Source organism: Bradyrhizobium sp. S3.7.6, from assembly GCF_054061875.1.
Window position 1 is genome coordinate 155,801 of the sequence record NZ_JBSSEQ010000004.1, and the last position, 16,808, is coordinate 172,608.

22 protein-coding genes and 1 pseudogene are annotated in these 16,808 nt (G+C 60.2%); 18 read left to right on the forward strand and 5 right to left on the reverse strand.

Features of this window, described 5'->3' with window-relative positions; genetic code table 11:
• The first annotated feature begins 33 nt into the window (after positions 1 to 33).
• Positions 34 to 264, forward strand: a complete 231-nt coding sequence (locus ACVJ5M_RS46035; protein WP_085398383.1) for a DUF6894 family protein — start codon at positions 34 to 36, stop codon at positions 262 to 264.
• Between the two features lie 328 nt (positions 265 to 592).
• Here the strand turns inward: ACVJ5M_RS46035 and ACVJ5M_RS46040 are convergent.
• The 3 genes and pseudogenes from ACVJ5M_RS46040 to ACVJ5M_RS46050 all read right to left on the reverse strand — a co-directional run bounded on the left by ACVJ5M_RS46040 (position 593) and on the right by ACVJ5M_RS46050 (position 1,953).
• Positions 593 to 1,029, reverse strand: a pseudogene (locus ACVJ5M_RS46040) (hypothetical protein).
• Between the two features lies 1 nt (position 1,030).
• Positions 1,031 to 1,252: a hypothetical protein gene (locus tag ACVJ5M_RS46045; protein ID WP_085398384.1), complete on the reverse strand. Its 222-nt coding sequence runs from the start codon at positions 1,250 to 1,252 to the stop codon at positions 1,031 to 1,033.
• Between the two features lie 143 nt (positions 1,253 to 1,395).
• The gene (locus tag ACVJ5M_RS46050) at positions 1,396 to 1,953 is read right to left on the reverse strand and encodes a hypothetical protein (protein ID WP_354100385.1); all 558 of its coding nucleotides are present in this window, start codon (positions 1,951 to 1,953) and stop codon (positions 1,396 to 1,398) included.
• Between the two features lie 810 nt (positions 1,954 to 2,763).
• Between ACVJ5M_RS46050 and ACVJ5M_RS46055 the strand changes: the two genes are divergently transcribed.
• The 4 genes from ACVJ5M_RS46055 to ACVJ5M_RS46070 all read left to right on the forward strand — a co-directional run bounded on the left by ACVJ5M_RS46055 (position 2,764) and on the right by ACVJ5M_RS46070 (position 5,261).
• Positions 2,764 to 3,264 (forward strand): hypothetical protein, encoded by a 501-nt coding sequence (locus tag ACVJ5M_RS46055; protein ID WP_354098535.1) that lies wholly within the window; start codon positions 2,764 to 2,766, stop codon positions 3,262 to 3,264.
• A 340-nt stretch (positions 3,265 to 3,604) separates the two neighbouring features.
• Positions 3,605 to 3,913, forward strand: coding sequence for a hypothetical protein (locus ACVJ5M_RS46060; RefSeq protein ID WP_085398387.1), 309 nt, complete (start codon positions 3,605 to 3,607; stop codon positions 3,911 to 3,913).
• 186 nt (positions 3,914 to 4,099) lie between these two features.
• Complete coding sequence (locus ACVJ5M_RS46065) at positions 4,100 to 4,396, forward strand: hypothetical protein (RefSeq protein ID WP_085398388.1); 297 nt, start codon at positions 4,100 to 4,102, stop codon at positions 4,394 to 4,396.
• A gap of 7 nt (positions 4,397 to 4,403) precedes the next feature.
• Positions 4,404 to 5,261, forward strand: coding sequence for an SDR family oxidoreductase (locus ACVJ5M_RS46070; protein WP_354100384.1), 858 nt, complete (start codon positions 4,404 to 4,406; stop codon positions 5,259 to 5,261).
• 43 nt (positions 5,262 to 5,304) lie between these two features.
• Here ACVJ5M_RS46070 and ACVJ5M_RS46075 read toward each other — a convergent pair whose 3' ends face one another.
• Positions 5,305 to 6,648, reverse strand: coding sequence for a DNA topoisomerase IB (locus tag ACVJ5M_RS46075; RefSeq protein ID WP_354100383.1), 1,344 nt, complete (start codon positions 6,646 to 6,648; stop codon positions 5,305 to 5,307).
• 1 nt (position 6,649) lies between these two features.
• Between ACVJ5M_RS46075 and ACVJ5M_RS46080 the strand changes: the two genes are divergently transcribed.
• The 12 genes from ACVJ5M_RS46080 (at position 6,650) to ACVJ5M_RS46135 (ending at position 15,179) form a co-directional block, all read left to right on the forward strand.
• Positions 6,650 to 6,844 carry a hypothetical protein gene (locus tag ACVJ5M_RS46080; protein WP_354100382.1) on the forward strand — a complete coding sequence of 65 codons (195 nt, stop codon included), beginning with the start codon at positions 6,650 to 6,652 and terminating at the stop codon, positions 6,842 to 6,844.
• Between the two features lie 150 nt (positions 6,845 to 6,994).
• Positions 6,995 to 7,237 carry a hypothetical protein gene (locus tag ACVJ5M_RS46085; protein ID WP_354098531.1) on the forward strand — a complete coding sequence of 81 codons (243 nt, stop codon included), beginning with the start codon at positions 6,995 to 6,997 and terminating at the stop codon, positions 7,235 to 7,237.
• Between the two features lie 345 nt (positions 7,238 to 7,582).
• On the forward strand, positions 7,583 to 8,839 hold the full coding sequence (locus ACVJ5M_RS46090; protein ID WP_354100392.1) for a hypothetical protein: 1,257 nt from the start codon (positions 7,583 to 7,585) through the stop codon (positions 8,837 to 8,839).
• 96 nt (positions 8,840 to 8,935) lie between these two features.
• On the forward strand, positions 8,936 to 9,169 hold the full coding sequence (locus ACVJ5M_RS46095; protein ID WP_085400172.1) for a hypothetical protein: 234 nt from the start codon (positions 8,936 to 8,938) through the stop codon (positions 9,167 to 9,169).
• A gap of 617 nt (positions 9,170 to 9,786) precedes the next feature.
• Positions 9,787 to 10,983 carry an NADH-quinone oxidoreductase subunit D gene (locus tag ACVJ5M_RS46100; protein ID WP_354100391.1) on the forward strand — a complete coding sequence of 399 codons (1,197 nt, stop codon included), beginning with the start codon at positions 9,787 to 9,789 and terminating at the stop codon, positions 10,981 to 10,983.
• A gap of 174 nt (positions 10,984 to 11,157) precedes the next feature.
• On the forward strand, positions 11,158 to 11,499 hold the full coding sequence (locus ACVJ5M_RS46105; RefSeq protein WP_245344029.1) for a hypothetical protein: 342 nt from the start codon (positions 11,158 to 11,160) through the stop codon (positions 11,497 to 11,499).
• Positions 11,500 to 12,080: 581 nt separating this feature from the next.
• A complete protein-coding gene (locus tag ACVJ5M_RS46110) occupies positions 12,081 to 12,209 on the forward strand; it encodes a hypothetical protein (protein WP_434057391.1) in 129 nt (42 codons plus the stop codon).
• A 249-nt stretch (positions 12,210 to 12,458) separates the two neighbouring features.
• Positions 12,459 to 12,725, forward strand: coding sequence for a hypothetical protein (locus ACVJ5M_RS46115; protein WP_085400154.1), 267 nt, complete (start codon positions 12,459 to 12,461; stop codon positions 12,723 to 12,725).
• Between the two features lie 280 nt (positions 12,726 to 13,005).
• Positions 13,006 to 13,236 (forward strand): hypothetical protein, encoded by a 231-nt coding sequence (locus ACVJ5M_RS46120; RefSeq protein WP_144030677.1) that lies wholly within the window; start codon positions 13,006 to 13,008, stop codon positions 13,234 to 13,236.
• Positions 13,237 to 13,454: 218 nt separating this feature from the next.
• Entirely contained in the window at positions 13,455 to 13,679 is a 225-nt protein-coding gene (locus ACVJ5M_RS46125) for a hypothetical protein (protein WP_354098529.1), read from the forward strand.
• A 181-nt stretch (positions 13,680 to 13,860) separates the two neighbouring features.
• Complete coding sequence (locus ACVJ5M_RS46130) at positions 13,861 to 14,613, forward strand: outer membrane protein (protein WP_354098528.1); 753 nt, start codon at positions 13,861 to 13,863, stop codon at positions 14,611 to 14,613.
• A 287-nt stretch (positions 14,614 to 14,900) separates the two neighbouring features.
• Positions 14,901 to 15,179, forward strand: coding sequence for a response regulator (locus ACVJ5M_RS46135; RefSeq protein ID WP_245344028.1), 279 nt, complete (start codon positions 14,901 to 14,903; stop codon positions 15,177 to 15,179).
• Between the two features lie 238 nt (positions 15,180 to 15,417).
• On the opposite strand, the gene ACVJ5M_RS46140 is transcribed toward ACVJ5M_RS46135, so the two are convergent.
• The gene (locus tag ACVJ5M_RS46140; RefSeq protein ID WP_085400148.1) at positions 15,418 to 16,281 is read right to left on the reverse strand and encodes a formate/nitrite transporter family protein; all 864 of its coding nucleotides are present in this window, start codon (positions 16,279 to 16,281) and stop codon (positions 15,418 to 15,420) included.
• A 245-nt stretch (positions 16,282 to 16,526) separates the two neighbouring features.
• Here ACVJ5M_RS46140 and ACVJ5M_RS46145 point away from each other — a divergent pair, with 245 nt between their 5' ends.
• Positions 16,527 to 16,736 (forward strand): hypothetical protein, encoded by a 210-nt coding sequence (locus tag ACVJ5M_RS46145; RefSeq protein WP_085400169.1) that lies wholly within the window; start codon positions 16,527 to 16,529, stop codon positions 16,734 to 16,736.
• Positions 16,737 to 16,808 lie beyond the last annotated feature (72 nt).

Below are 16,808 nucleotides of genomic sequence, written 5' to 3' on the forward strand. Positions count from 1 at the left end.
GTTCTATTGCTCTCCCTCGAATGAGGGCGGCTTATGACCCGGTACTACTTCGACATCCGGGACGACACCGGTTTGTACCCGGACGAGGAAGGTCTGGAATTCGACACTCAGCAAGAGGCCGAAGTCGAGGCAGCCAGGTCGCTTGCGAACTTGGCAAAGGACTTTGCCACTATACGGCAGGACGTTTCAGTCGAAGTGAGGACAGAAGTCGAGCGGGTATTTCAAGCCGCGTTCATTTTCGACAGAACTAGGACGAAGCAGTAAGGGACGCTTCAGTTGGCCGTTTATTACGGCTGCTGCCTTCCTATTTGCGAGTCAGCAGATCTTCACCGGGCGGCATCAGCTTCACGTACGGAGAGCCCTGCTCACGCGGAGCAGCTGCGCGAAGCGTTTGCCCGAACAGTGACAGATGTGGAGACCATCACGAGAGAGGACCACATCGCGCTGCCCGGTAAGGCTAACAAGTAGATTACATTGCAAGAAGGCGATCGCTAGGTTGAGGCTACCTGTGGTCGCGGAGGCGCCATGTCTCGCGTAAACGCCCCTTTCGCGGCAAGGGGCCGCCGGCATCGCAAGCCCGCCCGTGACCGGCCTAGTAAGCAGGCCGCACTACTCGGAGCCGGGACAATCTCGGAGAAAACCTGTGGGCAAGCGCGAGCACTGCGACTTCGTCGGTTTCGAGCGCGATCTTTTGGGCAAGCATCACATCGCCAGCCGCCAGAGCACATTGGGGAACGAAACACCAGCCGATCGCGGGCTGCCCAGATGCGTCGACCTCTACAACATTGCTCACGGTTCCATAGTGAATTCGATATCGTCGGCCCGTGTGAGAACCGGTGACTTCGAAATAGTTTTTGGCATCGAATTGCGCGCGCTGCTCGGGAGATAACCATCAAGCAGAAGACGCCGCGCACGCGCTTCCGGGCCATTTTGCTCGATGAAGGTCAAATAGAGCGAACGCAGAGCACGCAAACGTGTACTATCAACGCCTTCGTCTGAACAAAAACATTTTGCCGCGCCCGCGAACAGTCTAGCCGCCGACCAGGCGGGGGTAGAACAGCGTCTCATCCGCAGCCGGATTAAACTTCCGTACAATCTTGAGATCGCCGGCCGCCGTCCAAGTGGCAGCCGTAAATCCTTGGTCGGTCAATTTTTTGAACCGCCGTTCAGCCTCGGCGAGCCCCTTAGGGTCGTCTTGTTCAAAAAAGTGCCTGTTGTCGCCTGTGCGGTCCATTACGATCTGGGCAGCCATGGAAGAGAACTCCGCAATGCCTAGCCTTTTGATGAGGAAAGAAACCTTGCGGCGCTGAAAAGTGTTCCTAAAATTCGGCGTGACTTTCAGTTGGCAGTTCGTCTGGCGACACTGACTGAGATCGACCAAAAAGCGACCGTGTTTCAAGACGTCGCGTACCAACCGTCAGGAAACGGAATGAGCGGCCAGTGCGCGTCTTCGGCGTTGGCGTTCGCGGCGGCGGGTTTGCTCGCAGCTGTTGTATCGGAGACGGACTTCTCCACCTCGGCGGCACTCGCCTCGGTGCGCGCGGCGCACCTGAAATCGATTTGCATGAACAAAGCTCCCACCCGGAAGCCCGATTGACTTGTCAGCATTGTCAAAAACGATCGATCAAAATCTAAGGACACGACAAGATATAAGGTCTCCCGCGCAAGCGATAGGAGCTCGGCCCTGACCCAGTTGCTTTCCGCGTCCCGCAGCACCATCCGGCCTTCCTGCAAGGCGCCGGGTTGCGCGACGCTGCCGGGCGGAAGCCGCCGCCTACCGCGCGCAGGCCGACGCGCTGGATATCGAGGCACAAGCGAAGCGCCGCCTAGCTCGACGAATACGACGCTGCGCAGGTACGCGGTGACGTAGCCAAGCAAGGAAATCCTAAACACAAAGGGGAAGGTTTGCCGGCCACCACTAAAGAAATCGGGATTGCGCCGAAGGAAATCCATGAAGCCCGCCAAATCCGGGATGCGGAGAAACGCGATCCGGGCGTCGTTCGGCGGATCGTCGAGATCGCCGTGAAGGTATGGGGAGCCAAGAGGGGCCGATGAAAGATGGTCGCAGGATCACCGCCGTTTAAGGTCGCGCTACTTCCAAGTGACTCCCAAGTTCGCTGGTTGATGCGGCTTCGATATTTGCGTCTCGCCGTGGACACCGTATTCGCGATCGAAAAACGCGCGGACAGCGCGCGTATATCGACCGCCCATGAGGCCGTCGATTTGGGGAAGCCGCGGCCTTCCAGCAGAGTGACCACGGCGCGCAAATGAGTGTACTGTCCATGTCCTAAGACGGCCTCGCTCAAGGATCGTTTCGTCGGCGAACAATGGACGTCGCTTGTCTCCCTTGCCGAGCGGCTCGGCGTCTTTGCGTCCGCCAGCTTCACTAACAAACATCCACATTGTGAATGCACCGCTTAGGCAGATCACACGCCCAGGATGTCAATCCAGCAAAGAAACGCTCGGTCCGACTTGGCCGGAGCGGCCACAGTTGCCGCCGGTCTTGCCGCGATCACGTGGGGGCTTGGCGCTATTCCGGCGTCGGGATTTTCTGACAAAACCGTACTCGGCGCGCTCAGCGAGTGATCAGACCGAGCGATAGACGCGTCGTCAGGTGAGCAGCGAGGTTTCGGAGGTTTTTGAGGTGAAGTATCAATTACTCCTAGGAATTGTCACGTATACACGGGTGTAAAGCCTGCTCTAATGAGGTTCCGCGTAAGGGTTGTAGAAAATCTCCAAAAACCACGAAACCACAGATCGCTAATGCCAGAGATTTCAAAGGAAGCGCTTCGCGATCTCGTTGACGAGGCCTTAGACGAAGGGGCGGCCCCTAATCAGCGCGGCGTGCGGGTTGTCTCCAAGGTGATGAAGAAAGTCGGTCACGGTGAGTACGTGCTCTTCGGCGAAGGTGCTCACCCAATGGTCGCGAATATCCTCTCAATCCACACATCGCTATATCGGCCGAAGGACCTGGCTATCGGCGGCGTGCATGGCGGCATCTTCATGTTCCGCGACGTATTTGCTCGGACTTCCATTCCGTTGGGCTTCGGAAAAATCTCTCTCGACCCGTTCACCCTGACTGATCTGACCAAGAATCAACTTGGTTGGCTCGCGATGAGGCCACGAGATATAAAGTGTTTCCTCGATCAGTTTACTGACATCATGGATTTTTCGGGCGGGTCGGAAATTTTGGCCACTACAAGCTTCCGTCTAAGGCGGCACTTAAGTGGTTTTGGTTGGCTGCATTCCAGCTCCAGGCTGTAGCAGCGGCCCTAAGTGCTGCGTAGAAGAGTGGGCCGGCTCACAAGCTATTTCGTTGCCTCCGCAGCCTCGTGGAACTTGGCTTCCAAGAATTGCAAGTCGTGTTCTGTCAGCTTGCGAATGTTGATTTGAAATAGGTTGCGGTAGGGCCTTCTTGACCATCGAGTGCGGGCGCCCGTCGCGAACTATCTGCCGCATCCAGTAAGACCATGGGGACGGCTGGCATTTCTCGGGCGATGGAGTATCTTCCTCCAGGCTGGGCAGAGGCCGCGCGTGTGGCGCGCGAAGAGCTTGATCAGCCGAATTCAAGCCGAAACCCAAGCCCGTCGCCGGAGTCTGACGGATGGTGCGGCAGTCGCTGAACGTCGCATACTCGGATGGTAGTTCCCAGGTGTTGTGGGAGGACGGCGAGCGCGTGTTCAGGCGAGGCTGGCGACTGGACGACAATGGCAACCGGCTCGCCGTGCTGCTTGTTGCGCCTGCCGCCGACCACCCGTCCCGGACGAGACTCGATCGCCTCACGCACGAATACGAGCTGAAAGATGAACTCGACGGGGCATGGGCTCGTGATAACCCGCAACCGGCGCTTCTGAGGTTGGTCAGCCGCCAGGCTGCGTTCGGTGCGTGGGCATTGCCTGCGCGTTACTACTGACGCCGTCTCATCCTCCCCCAAGCCTTCTTCGACTGCGAGCGCTACGTGTCGGAGCTGAAGCGGCAAAGGCTCAGGTTGTCAGCCAAGGTGATTGCGTAGCCCTCGATCGAATCAAGATGCACGCGGGCTAGGAACCGGGGCCCTGCCGGGTGGTTGTAAGGCGCCGTATGCCGAAAGGAGTCCCGGATGGAAAGCACCCTCATCGCAGAATTCGACACGCGCCGCGCGGCAGAGCTTGCCGTTGAGCACGTCGTGCAGGAATGCGGCATTCCCAGGGATGACGTGGTCGTGCGGCCGACGGGTGCCGCCAACACGGCCGGCGTGCGTCCGGCCGGCGCCGACGCGAAGGTCGCGCCGGAGCCGGAGCCGGGCCAGAAGCTCGACGGTCCGATCGAGGTGTCGGTCGATTTTCACGGTGGCGACTCGAAGCGCGTCGCGGACGCGTTGAAAGGCGTCGGCGCCAAGTCTGTCCAGACGAAGTGAGGCACGCATGTCCGACTACCCAAAGCCCCCTTTTCCCAGCCAGCGCCAGCCTGTGCCCGGCTCGACGGCGAAGATGGATCCACGTCCCGATCACGGCGAGACCAGCTACAAGGGCTCGGGGCGGCTTCAAGGCAGACGCGCTATCATAACCGGCGGCGACAGCGGCATCGGGCGCGCGGTCGCCATCGCATTTGCCCGGGAGGGTGCGGACGTTTTGATTGCGTACCTCAGCGAGACCGACGACGCGATGGAAGTCGCCGCCCTCGTCGAGAAGGAGGGACGTAAGGCCGTTCTGGTCGAGGGCGACCTACGCTCGGCGGACCATTGCCGCGCCGTGGCCGATCGCGCCGTTCGGGAGCTTGGCGGCATCGACATCCTTGTCAACAACGCCGCGCATCAGGCCACCTTCGCTGATATCGGCGACATCAGCGACGAGGAGTGGCGTCTCACCTTCGACGTGAACATCCATGCGATGTTCTTCCTCACCAAGACGGCTGTCCCGCATATGCAGCCCGGTAGCGCCATCATCAACACGGCGTCTGTCAACTCCGACATGCCCAACCCCATCCTGCTTGCCTATGCCACGACGAAAGGCGCCATTCAGAACTTCACCGGCGGGCTTGCGCAGATGCTGGCGGAGAAAGGCATCCGGGTGAATGCGGTGGCGCCCGGGCCGATATGGACGCCGCTCATTCCGTCGACAATGCCAGAGGAGGCGGTGAAGAACTTCGGCAAGCAGGTGCCGCTCAAGCGGGCCGGCCAGCCGGCGGAGCTCGCCACGGCCTATGTAATGCTCGCGGACCCGCTTTCGAGCTACACGTCGGGCACGACAGTCGCCGTCACCGGGGGCAAGCCGTTCATCTGAATGAGCGGCATCAGACGATGCAGCTGAGTCCGCAGCGTCGTGGTCAGGCCGCGGCTTTTAGGGTTCGCAGCCGCTTGTGCAGGAATGCGAGGACCATGATTTCGTCTGACGTCAGCTTGGCGTACTGCAGCCTGAAATTCTGCGCGATCTTCGTATCGAGCATCTCTACCAGATCGCCGGACATGTAGGCGCTCAGTATTTCCGGATGAACGTAGCTCTTCCGGCAAATCGCCGGTGTGTTGCCGAGCTGCTTTGCCACCTTCTCGATGGCGGCAATGATGTTCCGTTTCGCCTCCGCCTGAGTGTCGTACTTCTTGAATTCCGAGAGCGCGAGCGCTGCCAGCACCGTGCCGGCCCAGGTCCGGAAGTCCTTGGCGCTGAAGTCTTGTCCGGTGATGTCCTTGATGTAGCCGTTGACGTCGCCGGAATCGATCGTTCGGGACGACCTGTCGTCGTCAAGATATTTGAAGAGTTCGTGCCCGGGGATCTCTGCGCAGCACTTCACGATGGCCGCGATGCGCTTGTCCTCGACCTGCAGCTTCCACTGCCTTTTGGACTTGCCGGTGAAATCGAAGCGAAGCACCCCGCGCCCAATATCGACGTGTTTGCGTCGCATCGTCGTGAGTCCGTACGACTTGTTTTTCGCGGCGTATTCCACGTTGCCGACGCGAATAAGCGTCCTCTCCAGCAAACTTACGATTGTCGCGAGCACCTTCTCGCGGGGCAGACCCTCCAGCTTCAAATCCGCATTAACGCGGGCACGCAGGGCGGGCAGGGCCGCGGCGAACTCCATGATATGCTCGTATTTGGTCTGCTCGCGAAATTCCCGCCATTTCGGATGGTAGCGGTACTGCTTGCGTCCACGCGCATCGAGACCGGTCGCTTGGATGTGACCGTTCGGCGCGGGATAGATCCAGACGAATTCGTAGGCCGGGGGTATCCCGATCGACTTGATGCGGCGGACGACGGCAGGATCGGTGATCCGTTTTCCTTCCTTGTCGTAATAGGTAAAGGAAGTGCCTGACCGCTTTCGGCGGTAGCCGGGCACTGCATCGCTGACGTATCGCAAGCCTTCTTCCGCAATGGCGGCGGCGACCTCCGCGGTGCGGTCCTGGATGTCCTCATCCTTGTTGCTCTGCCTGAACATCATCGGTCCCAAGCGCCGCCTCGCCGAAATGCGCGGCATCACGAGAATAAGGAGCAAATCACAGGATTGGTTCCCTCGGCCGCAGCGCGCCAATGGTGGACTCACGATGGTCGCGCTCGCGGCCCTCGAGCTGACTGCCGGGCTGCTGGTGCCCTCTTCCGAGAGGCTGAATCGCGCAAGATCCTTCGCGAGGAACCATGTCGATTCGCCGCGGTTCTGCCCGCTGGCAACGGAGAGCATGATGGCAACAGTCGAGAATGAGAAACGGTCGCCTGATGATGCGCGGCGCTCCCGCAGTCCCTTGGCCTGGATGATTGGCGTGGCGTTTCTGGTCGTGCTGCTCGGCGTGCTGTTTCTTTACAAAGGTGGGGACAGCAAGACGGCCCCCGGCCCGAACACCCCCAACGTCGTCAATAACCCCGGCGGATCCAAATAGTCCGCATGGAGTGATGGCGCGATAAACCTAAAGCCGTCGGCCTCAAATCGGTCCGACCAGGCCCTCAGGCCTCGTTAGGAACGAACCTGAGGGCTTCGCTTTGGAAGCATGAAATCAGCCTCACCAGGAAGGACGAGCAGGATGAAATACTTGGCAGTGATCATCAGCGTGCTGTTCGGGAGCTCCCCGTTTGCACTCGCGCAGAGCAACAGCTCATCCGACGCGAACCGCACCTTGGCAAACTCCTCCAGCACCCAAGGCACGACCGGGACCAATGTGGGTGGCACCATTCAGACCAACCAAGGCAATAGCTTTGGCAACAGCGCCACAGGTGGCCAGGTTGGCGGAACAAGCCGGACGGGGCAGCCGTCCACCTCTCAGAAGGAAAGGTGAGGACGCGCCCGTTAGCGCGTCAGATCATGCCCACCAAGCGCGTGCATTGCGGAACTAAAACGCAAACCACGCCAATACCGCAATGATCGGAATGACCGCGACGCCGAAAATAATTAGAGGTGAAGGCTCGTTGCCGGTGCGATCGTCTCTCATGCAACCTTCCTCACAGCAGACCCCCAGTATTGCTGGATGCCGGCCTCGCTGATGTCCAACACGCTGTTCCACGCGCGGTATCAACGGCTCAAACCCTTCTTCGTTTCAGCGGAGTTTGCCGACGATTGGACCTCTGTTTCGAGCCTAGCGTTAACGACGAGGGAAACACCCGAGAGGCGTACCAAGAGAAGCATGGAGACCATTGAACAATTTCTGGAGAGGAAGTACCGCGAAATCCAGTTGATCAGCGATGGTCTGAGTGCTCCTCAACAGGTGTCCCGTCCGCGCGCGGTTGACGAGGTCATCGCGACGAAATTTCAGCTGACTGCTGCTCTGCGTGCGGAGCATGAACTCCAGGATTGGAACGCTACAGAGACGGCCTGGTCGACCGCGGCGCGCCCTGCCAGCGGGCAATTCCTATTCCAATACGACTACCAACGGGCGGATCTCTGCGTCAGCGGACCACCGGTCTACGAAGTCGGCTGTGCGAGCAAGACGGTTTACTCGGCCTCTGGCATGGGGGCGATCTCCGCGCTGCTGCTGGCCTCCGGGTTGATCTTTCCCAAAGCAGACATCCTGGTTCTGCCGGGCTCCTACGGGGAGACGCTCGAACTCGTCGAGCGCTTGCTCGCGCGCTATCGACTGGTCCGCTTGGCCTTGCCGCTGTCCGGGACGTTAGACCGAGGCGACGCACCTACAATTCTTCTCCTGGATTCATGCGTCCGCGCCGCCGCCTTTGACGCGGTGTTGCGCTGCGACGGTTCTGAGCTCGATCTGCTGGTGTTCGACACGACGTGCTTCGCCAGCAGCTCAGGCCGTATTCGGCGCGTCTTGCGTTGGGCGCGGCGGTGCCGAGTTCCCGTTGTCATGGTCCGCAGCCACAACAAGTTGGACACGCTCGGCGCCGAATACGGCAGGCTCGGCTCTTCGGTTTTCGTCAATTGGACCGCCGCCGATTCATCCCGCTCGATGATCGAGCGTTTGGCTGGGGAAACCCGCAACGCGGTCCGGCTTCTCGGGAGCGCGGCGCTCCCGGCGCATTTTCCGCCCTATGTGGGCAGCAAGGAGTATAGGGATCTGACGAGGGCGCGCATTGCAGCTATTCTGCGCAACGGCCGTCTTGCGGCCCGCATTCTCGCGCGCGAGCTCCCCGCGCGCTCGGCTGAGTTGCACTTCGTCCACGGTCTTTATGTCACGCTCTATTCCAGCCGGCCTCTCGATGAGCTGGGCGCGCGGCAGGCCGCCGAGGCGATGAGCGGTCATTTGCGCAACCGATACCCAATCCGTCACGCCGGCAGTTTTGGCTTTGACTTCGCTGCGACCGAGTGGTTTCGCGACGCCACTCAGGATCGATTCATCGTTCGGGTCGCAGTGCCCGATTTGCCGACACAATTGTGGACTGATCTTGTGAGGGCGATCGCCGTTTGGTGGAATGAAAACCATTGCTGACGAGCGTCCGTCAGGAACATGGGCGGCCCCGACCGGCTTGATCTGCCTGCTCGCGCGCTTTCGGACAGAAACCACAAACTCCCTTGGAGGTTTTTCATGTTCGTCTGGTACTCGATGTTGACGTTGGTGGTTGATGCCATGGAAGTCATCGACAAGGGTCTGCGGGCCGCTGCCCGCACCGGTGCAGCCGACGAGAAGTTCTTGATGGTTACGGAAGCGCGCGGTTCTGCACCGGCAAGCCGCGCCGTTTTCATTCGGGGCGACGACGGGCAGATCCTCGACTGTTACAGAAAAATCGTTGCCAGAAATCTGGAGCGCTCGGCGGAATAATCGCTCCCACAGGCGCCGCGCGCGGCGCCTGTGGGAGACTTGCTCCTGACGATAGAACCGATGGCCGACAAGACTGATTGACTTGACATGCGTTACAGACGCATGAGCCCTTGAGTCCCTGGCCCCCGAGCGGCTCCAGCCCAGGTGGTTTGTCCCGGCCTGGGGCCGTTCGTTCTCGTTCGGCCAGCATTGCGGGCAAGAGTATCTGCAAAGCAAAGCATCTGAAAAGGATGTCAGCCGGGACTGGGACGCCGATCCTCCGGCGTCCAGTCGAGATCGTCTCGGCAACAAGCGCGGACGATCGACAGCTCTGAGTTCAGCCATATGACCATGACTAACGCATGTTATTGGTGCGCGACTTGCGCCGTATTCATCACGCTGCTTCGCCCACCCGCGGCATGTCTGGCTGGAGCCAGCATGGCCGAACAAAGCGCGCGTCGAGAAGCGATCCGTCTGGCCCAAGCATGACGGCGAAGCCATACAGAAATTCCAGATCTATCGCTGGAAAACGCCGGCAGGTCGCAGGATTACCATCGCGGCTCGAGGCAAGCCATTAACCTGTGTGATCCCGCTTCGCGCGGATCGCCGTTAAGGTATCGGCTGCGATCGGAAGCATGATGCCAGAACAGTCCCCCAGCCTCAGAAACTTCACCATCAATTTCGGCCCCCAGCATCCCGCCGCACACGGCGTGTTGAGGCTCGTGCTCGAACTGGACGGTGAAGTCGTCGCGCGCGTCGATCCCCATATCGGCTTGCTGCATCGGGGCACCGAGAAGCTGATTGAGTCCAAGACTTATCTGCAGGCGATCCCGTATTTCGACCGGCTCGACTACGTCGCGCCCTTGACTCAGGAGCATGCCTTCTGCCTTGCCATTGAAAAACTCATCGGGCTCGAAGTACCGCGGCGAGGGCAGCTTATCAGGGTACTCTATCACGAAATCAGCCGCATCTTGTCGCACCTTCTCAACGTTACGACCCAGGCCATGGACGTCGGTGCGTTGACGCCGCCATTGTGGGGGTTCGAGGAGCGCGAGAAGCTGATGGTTTTCTATGAGCGCGCGTCCGGAAGCCGGATGCACGCCAACTACTATCGGCCCGGGGGCGTGCACCAGGATCTTCCGCCAAAGCTGATCGACGACATCGAGGCCTGGTGCGATCCATTTCTCCGTGTCGTTGACGATCTGGACCGGTTGCTCTCGCTCAATCGGATCTTCAAGGCGCGTAACGTGGATATCGGCCGAGTGACACTTCAGCAAGCCTGGGCTTGGGGGTTTTCGGGCGTTTTGGTGCGCGGTTCGGGCGCGGCCTGGGATTTGCGCAAGGCGCAGCCTTACGACTGCTACGCCGAGATGGATTTCGACATTCCGGTCGGGAAGAACGGCGACTGCTACGACCGCTATCTCATTCGCATGGAGGAGATGCGGCAGTCGGTGCGGATCATGAGACAGTGCATCGAGAAGCTGAAGTCGTCGGACGGCCGAGGCCCGGTGCTCGTGGAGGACAACAAGGTTGCGCCGCCCAGACGCAGCGAGATGAAGCGGTCCATGGAGGCGCTAATTCACCATTTCAAGCTATACACGGAGGGCTTTCACGTTCCTGCCGGCGAAGTCTACGTTGCAGTGGAAGCGCCGAAGGGCGAATTCGGTGTGTTCCTTGTCGCGGACGGGACAAACCGGCCATACAAGTGCAAGATCAGGTCGCCAGGTTTTGCCCACCTGCAGGCCATGGATTTTCTCTGCAGGGGTCATCTGCTTGCCGACGTCTCGGCTATCCTAGGCTCGCTCGATATCGTCTTCGGCGAGGTTGATCGCTGATCAGTCAGGCCTGCACAGACGGACCTCGACCTCCGTGATTTCATTGCATGGAACGTTGTTGAAGGCGACGCGCGGCATCCACGGCTGCGTCAGGCAATTAGGAAATGTGAATGTTCGCAGCAATCTGGCGGAGTATGATCGTCACTTGCAACAGATGCGTAACAAAGGGCGTCGATGACCGAGAACGCTGAACGATTGCGGGCAACCATGGAGATGGTGCTCGAGGAGACCTGCCGCGGAATGCCGAATGGCGGAGATCACGCCAGTCGCAGGATCGTCGCCGAGCGGCTGATCGAGGCGGCCCGGGCGGGGCATCGTACATTGGGAGAACTCAACATCGTTGCTCGCAAGACCGTTGTTGAATTGAGAGGCGGGGAAATCGTGACAGCATCGGCGCAAGGAGTGGACCGCGCCAACGGCGGTTCGGGCGCAGGTGCCGGAGGCGTGCGCAGGCAGCTCTCCGATGCGGCGCGCAGTGATCGCGCGTCGGGAGGTCCGGTTCGCCTTATGCTGTAGCAACTATGCGAGGTCAGCACGACGGGTGTTCCATGGCCGGTGAGCGAACCCGAACGGACCGCGGGCTTGGAACCGGATGGTGGAGGCCAGGTTGCCTCGCATTGATCAGAGGATCGGCATGGATCTAAAAGAAGCGTCCATAATGACCGAAGCATCAGGTCTTGTAGACGACCATATCGCCGGTGAGAGCGCGGGGCACAAGCCACCGTGCGGGGCGGAACCGACGTCGCGTTCGGCACGGCCTGATCCGGATTCCCGTCCCACAGCGGGATTGTCCGATCAGCTGCGGGAAATCGCCAGGGCAGCGCCGCTGCAGGCGGTGTTCGGTGCGTTCCTGCTGGGGGTCCTGATGGCCCGGCGTCGCTAGCGACCAGCAGCGGAGGGTGCGCGAGAAGATTGCCGGTAAGAACCCCGCAACCTCCGGGTCACTGTGAGGGGAGCAGCAGCGGCGGGGTAGGTCCGGTGGCCGGGCGACCCCGCGTCCGCTGTTCATCTGCACTTCTGCAGCTGCAACGCGCTCGAGAGCTTGAGATCCTCACTTCAAGTGCCCGAACGATACCACCCAGTATGGATTGGTCGTGATGACGAAGATCATCTTCAATGACTACAGAAGTCCTGCTGCCGAGCAGGCCTATGAGATCGCTTGGGACTTTCTGGCCCGCAGCGGAGCGATCCGCAATGATTTCGAGACGTGCGTATTCCTGGCGTAGCGTATCATGGTCGAAGAAGGCCTTACGAACCGGATTCGGATGGCCAATCGCGCGATTTTCGAACACCAGCACTATAGCGAGAACCTCGAAGCCATGCGGCAAGGCTTCCATCATTGAAGCAGCCGGTGCGGCCCGCGGTCCAACGGCACTGTTGCGATAGTAAAGTGCCTAAAAAGCTGCTGAACAGGAACCGTCGCATGTCCCTGCGGTTGCCCGGCAAAGGGAGCCGCCCATGAGTAGCATCAAGCCATGAGTAGCATCAAGCCCGGTCATGTTCTTCTCATCGCAGCGTTGCTCGCCATGCTCGGCCTTGCGGTTTTTGGCATATTCTGGGCCTGGAATGCCACCAATGGCGTGGACGACGTGGCCATGGACGAGAATGGCTGGATCGCACTTGGTCTGGGCTCGTTCTTCTCGCTGGTCATCGGCTGCGGCCTGATGGCGCTGATGTTCTTCAGCAGCCGACGGGGCTATGACGAGGCGGCCGATCCTTTTCGAAGCAAGGAGCGAAAATAGTAATACATAGCGACCTTTCTGAGCGGGATGTTCGGCAGTGTTCCGCTCGCCCTTGCGCAGAGCAGTTCGGCAAGTAGCGGCAGGCCCACGAGCGTCTGTTGAAACAGCGAGCCCCTCGCGCCCGGCGGAGGGGATTAACCCTTGTTAATGCTCGGCGCCTCGAGGCTTCCTATCCTCGGCGCCTGCCCGCCTCGACGCTTAGCGGTTCATCATTGGCGTCGCGGGTAGATCCGAGACGGAGCTGGGTATGCCCGCGAAAGCACGACGGGCGGAGGACGTGATGATGATCAGTGAAGAGTTCAACGCGCGGACAATTTCGAACATGGACGTGGCGTTAGAGCGGGCCTGCAAGTCGATGCCGAATCTCTTGGCCGAGCATCCCGCCCGGAAGTACGTGGCCGAAAGGATCGTCGAGTGCGCAAAGACCCATACGCAGACACTGGGCGGATTGACAGAGGCGGGGCGCCGCGCTGTGGCCGAGCTTGCTGCGAAGATCGTGAAAGCGGACTGATTGTCTGCTACAGGCTTTTCGCCTTATGAAATGCCTCGACGTTGACCTCGATGTTGCGAAGTTATTCGGGATGGCTGGAGCCCGGTAGGCTCGCCATACTGTCGCGGAGCGTGTCTCGTTGAACCCGGTTAATGTGCACCCGTTGAAGTCGTGGCGGAGTCCGCGCGGGCGCCCCATTATTTCCAGCGGATGTCCGACCCTGTGAGCTTCAGCAGCCTATGATCATTGACAGCGGAAAGGCCGATGAAATGCAGATGACTCTGGAAGAGGCATTTGCGCGGCTGCCGAACGCTTACCGCACCGAGCAGGTCAGGGAAGACATTGCTCGCGTGGTCGTCAGCGATCCCGACAATCACCGACACACGGCAATGCAGTTCGTGCTGGAGGTGATATTCACGATCGACCGTGCGACGGATCGGCTCGCAGGCCTGAAATCCCGTTAGGGCTTTCAAACCGTTGGGTTGATTGTTCTCAGTGGAACCCAAGCGCTTAACCTGGATCAACAACTTTGGCGGGCCTTCGCCAGTGTTGCAGCCTCGCTACAGCAGCGATGAGCGGCGAGCATTAATTTCGCGCAGCATGCGGCAACAGGCCGTATTTTCACGCTCCTTTGGGGACACTCATATGATGAAACTTCTCATGACTGCGGCCGGGGCACTGGCCCTCGGGCTTTCGACTCCGGTCAGCGCGGCCGATCTGGCGGCCCGCCCCTACACCAAGGCGCCTCCAGCGGCTGTCGCAACCGTCTACGATTGGAGCGGCTTCTACATTGGCGCCAATGGTGGCTGGGGCTCGAGCCGTAACGACTGGGATTCGGTTGCACCATTCCTGGTCGGTCCCGAGGGATCACACGACGCTTCCGGCGGCGTTGCCGGTGGTCAGGTTGGTTATCGATGGCAGACGGGCACCTGGGTGTTCGGACTCGAAGCGCAGGGCAACTGGGCCGACCTGCGAGGCAGCAACCTGAGCACCTTGTTCGGACCCGGTTTCCGAAATGATTCGCGCATCGACGCGTTCGGTCTTTTCACAGGTCAACTCGGCTGGGCCACCAACAACGTTCTGTTCTACGTAAAGGGCGGTGCGGCTGTGACCGACAATCGGAATCGGATCTACTCGACCGCAACCGGCGTTGAACTGGCTCGCACCGGCAACGATACCCGTTGGGGTGGCACGGTCGGCGCCGGTCTTGAATACGGATTCTCGCCCGGCTGGTCGGTTGGCGTCGAATACGATCACTTGTTCATGCAGGATCGGACGCTCGACTTCACGACCCCCGCTGGCGTGGCGTTTGGGTCGGATCGCATCCGTCAGGACGTCGATCTCGTCACGGTTCGTCTCAACTATAAGTTCGGCGGCGCTTTCACCGGACGGTACTGAACCGCTTAGCTTCTGGTTCCAGTGTACTCGCCCCGGCCGCATTGCGGCCGGGTTTTTTTTTGCCCTTCCCGCGTGGCACGGCTCGCGCTCTGGCTTCGACAGCTCGCTTCGGTCCGGGTCACGTGCGTGGCGCGGAGCCGTTGAGAGTGATCCGGTGCAGCTTGCAGGTCGTTGATGAGGAGGTCGTTCTCGATGTGAGCGCCCAAAGCGTTCTCTGGCAGGCGGTAACAGGTCCCGTCTCGCGGAACATCGACACGAATGAAGCGTTTGAACCCTGAGGTGTTGATATGCAGCACACGGTGCTTCTTGTGGATGACGACGCGAGCGTGCGCGAGGTGATCGCGGGCATGCTGGAAGATCTCGGCTGTTCGGTGGTCTGCGCCGAGAGCGGGGTCGATGCGCTCGACCAGCTCGCGTCCAACGACCGGATCTCAATTCTGATCACGGACATCAATATGCCTTCCATGGTGGGCATGAGCTGGCGTACCGCGCGACTCGCCTGCGGCCCGCGCTCAAGGTCCTGCAGTTATCCGGGCGCGAGCGAAGGCGGGACGGTTTTCCGTTGATCAGAAAGCCTTTCTCCGAGGAAGATCTGGCCCGCGTCATGCAGTTGACGACCGGGGCTTGCTGAGGCGTCACCAGTGACCGGTGGCGGCGAAAAATCGTCGCGGCCTGCCCGAGGAACGATTTGCTTCTTCGCCCTTCACCACTCGGGACCAGGACAATGCACAGTTAGCCGCTGTCGATCCGGTACGCCGCCGGCCGACCGCTTGTCCCTTCCGGCGACTCGTGGGAACGCGTTCTCTACTGTGCGGCCTTGTCGAGTTCTGCGGCGACCTGACCGTAATTCAACAGTGCAACCAATGTCGTTCCGCCCAGGATGTTGCCCAGCAACGTCGGCAGGAAAAAATCATAGCCGTATTGGGCAATCGAAGCTTGCCCACGCAGCACCAGATAGGCGCATTCGACCGAGCCTGCAACGATATGCGAAAACCCGCCGAGCGCGACGACGTAGGTCATGATCACGATAACATGCACCCGCGATCCCTTTGTCGCCGGCAGAAGCCACATCATCAGCGCAATGAGCCAACCGGCGAACACGGCTCGGACGAAAGTCGCCGAAAAGGTGCCATCGAGCGTATGACGGCCGAGCTCCAGAAATGCGTCCGTAACCTCTGGCCTGAAGATATTCGCGCGTGCGAGCCCGTATCCGATCGCCCATGTGCCCGCGATATTCGAGACCAGCACCAGCCCCCACAGCTTGAGCACCTTGATCAGTATGCCGAGGTTTCGGTGATGCAGCAAAGGCAGAATGGGAGTGAGCGTGTTCTCCGTGAAGAGCTGCTGGCGCCCCAGAACGACGACGAGGAAGCCCACGGTGTAGCCCAGCGGCGCGACCAGCCGCTGCGCGGTCTGATCGGAAAGCGCCGCGTGAAATTCTCCCTGGACAACCAGCGACAGACCGATCGACAAGCCGGCTGCAAGACCCGACATGAGGATGGCCCACCAATGCCGTTCGAGCTCCTGCTCGCCTTCCGCGCGGATCGTCTCGTGGATAAGCGCCGCACTCGGCCTGCTCTGGGACTCGATTTCGGCGGTCTGGCGTGGCGAGATTCCGTCGAGCTCCGAGGCTGGGCTGAATGATTGCGGTTCGTTCGGGTTGTCCACGTTCTGCGCTCAGGGGAATCTCGTCCTACAGCTTCAAAGCGCCCGAAGGTGATCGGTTCCTGACACGCGGCCGTTCATCGCCGGTCGTAGACCAGCGCCATCCGATCGGCATTCGACGCGCATGTAAGTCGGTGATTCTTTCCTGATTCTGTACCACTGGTTCACTTATGCGAATGCGCGCGCTCTCGGTTGGTGCAACTTTCACTGACAACGAGAGGGCGTCGAGCGTAGCCAGGAGGCGTACAGTGACAGAAGTCAAACGGCGCAATGGTCTCAAGCATACCCAGACACTGAAAGAGCGACTGCTGGAATCTGCCAAGCAGACGCGGACGTTGGCGCTGCAAATGGCGCCGTGCAGGGAGCGTGAAAATCTGATCCGCGAGGCCCGCCTGGCTGAAACCACGGCAGTCTTGGAGGAATGGATGCGTTCGCCCGGCCTGCGCTCGCCGGATTAGCGCCGCCGCGGTTCGCATCAGTAGGCCAGTGCGTCCCGCGGCGACGTTGATGAAGCACTGCTAGGAACGACC

Bases quoted from the DNA above. Each gene is read 5' to 3' on its own strand.
- ACVJ5M_RS46075 (WP_354100383.1), bottom strand. From the start codon at position 6,648: ATGCTCTCCGTTGCCAGCGGGCAGAACCGCGGCGAATCGACATGGTTC.
- ACVJ5M_RS46115 (WP_085400154.1), top strand. From the start codon at position 12,459: ATGAGTAGCATCAAGCCCGGTCATGTTCTTCTCATCGCAGCGTTGCTC.
- ACVJ5M_RS46100 (WP_354100391.1), top strand. From the start codon at position 9,787: ATGCCAGAACAGTCCCCCAGCCTCAGAAACTTCACCATCAATTTCGGC.
- ACVJ5M_RS46050 (WP_354100385.1), bottom strand. From the start codon at position 1,953: ATGGATTTCCTTCGGCGCAATCCCGATTTCTTTAGTGGTGGCCGGCAA.
- ACVJ5M_RS46090 (WP_354100392.1), top strand. From the start codon at position 7,583: ATGGAGACCATTGAACAATTTCTGGAGAGGAAGTACCGCGAAATCCAG.
- ACVJ5M_RS46055 (WP_354098535.1), top strand. From the start codon at position 2,764: ATGCCAGAGATTTCAAAGGAAGCGCTTCGCGATCTCGTTGACGAGGCC.
- ACVJ5M_RS46130 (WP_354098528.1), top strand. From the start codon at position 13,861: ATGATGAAACTTCTCATGACTGCGGCCGGGGCACTGGCCCTCGGGCTT.
- ACVJ5M_RS46035 (WP_085398383.1), top strand. From the start codon at position 34: ATGACCCGGTACTACTTCGACATCCGGGACGACACCGGTTTGTACCCG.
- ACVJ5M_RS46110 (WP_434057391.1), top strand. From the start codon at position 12,081: ATGACGAAGATCATCTTCAATGACTACAGAAGTCCTGCTGCCGAGCAG.
- ACVJ5M_RS46045 (WP_085398384.1), bottom strand. From the start codon at position 1,252: ATGGCTGCCCAGATCGTAATGGACCGCACAGGCGACAACAGGCACTTT.
- ACVJ5M_RS46065 (WP_085398388.1), top strand. From the start codon at position 4,100: ATGGAAAGCACCCTCATCGCAGAATTCGACACGCGCCGCGCGGCAGAG.
- ACVJ5M_RS46105 (WP_245344029.1), top strand. From the start codon at position 11,158: ATGACCGAGAACGCTGAACGATTGCGGGCAACCATGGAGATGGTGCTC.
- ACVJ5M_RS46080 (WP_354100382.1), top strand. From the start codon at position 6,650: ATGGCAACAGTCGAGAATGAGAAACGGTCGCCTGATGATGCGCGGCGC.
- ACVJ5M_RS46095 (WP_085400172.1), top strand. From the start codon at position 8,936: ATGTTCGTCTGGTACTCGATGTTGACGTTGGTGGTTGATGCCATGGAA.
- ACVJ5M_RS46125 (WP_354098529.1), top strand. From the start codon at position 13,455: ATGATCATTGACAGCGGAAAGGCCGATGAAATGCAGATGACTCTGGAA.
- ACVJ5M_RS46060 (WP_085398387.1), top strand. From the start codon at position 3,605: ATGGTGCGGCAGTCGCTGAACGTCGCATACTCGGATGGTAGTTCCCAG.
- ACVJ5M_RS46120 (WP_144030677.1), top strand. From the start codon at position 13,006: ATGATGATCAGTGAAGAGTTCAACGCGCGGACAATTTCGAACATGGAC.
- ACVJ5M_RS46070 (WP_354100384.1), top strand. From the start codon at position 4,404: ATGTCCGACTACCCAAAGCCCCCTTTTCCCAGCCAGCGCCAGCCTGTG.
- ACVJ5M_RS46135 (WP_245344028.1), top strand. From the start codon at position 14,901: ATGCAGCACACGGTGCTTCTTGTGGATGACGACGCGAGCGTGCGCGAG.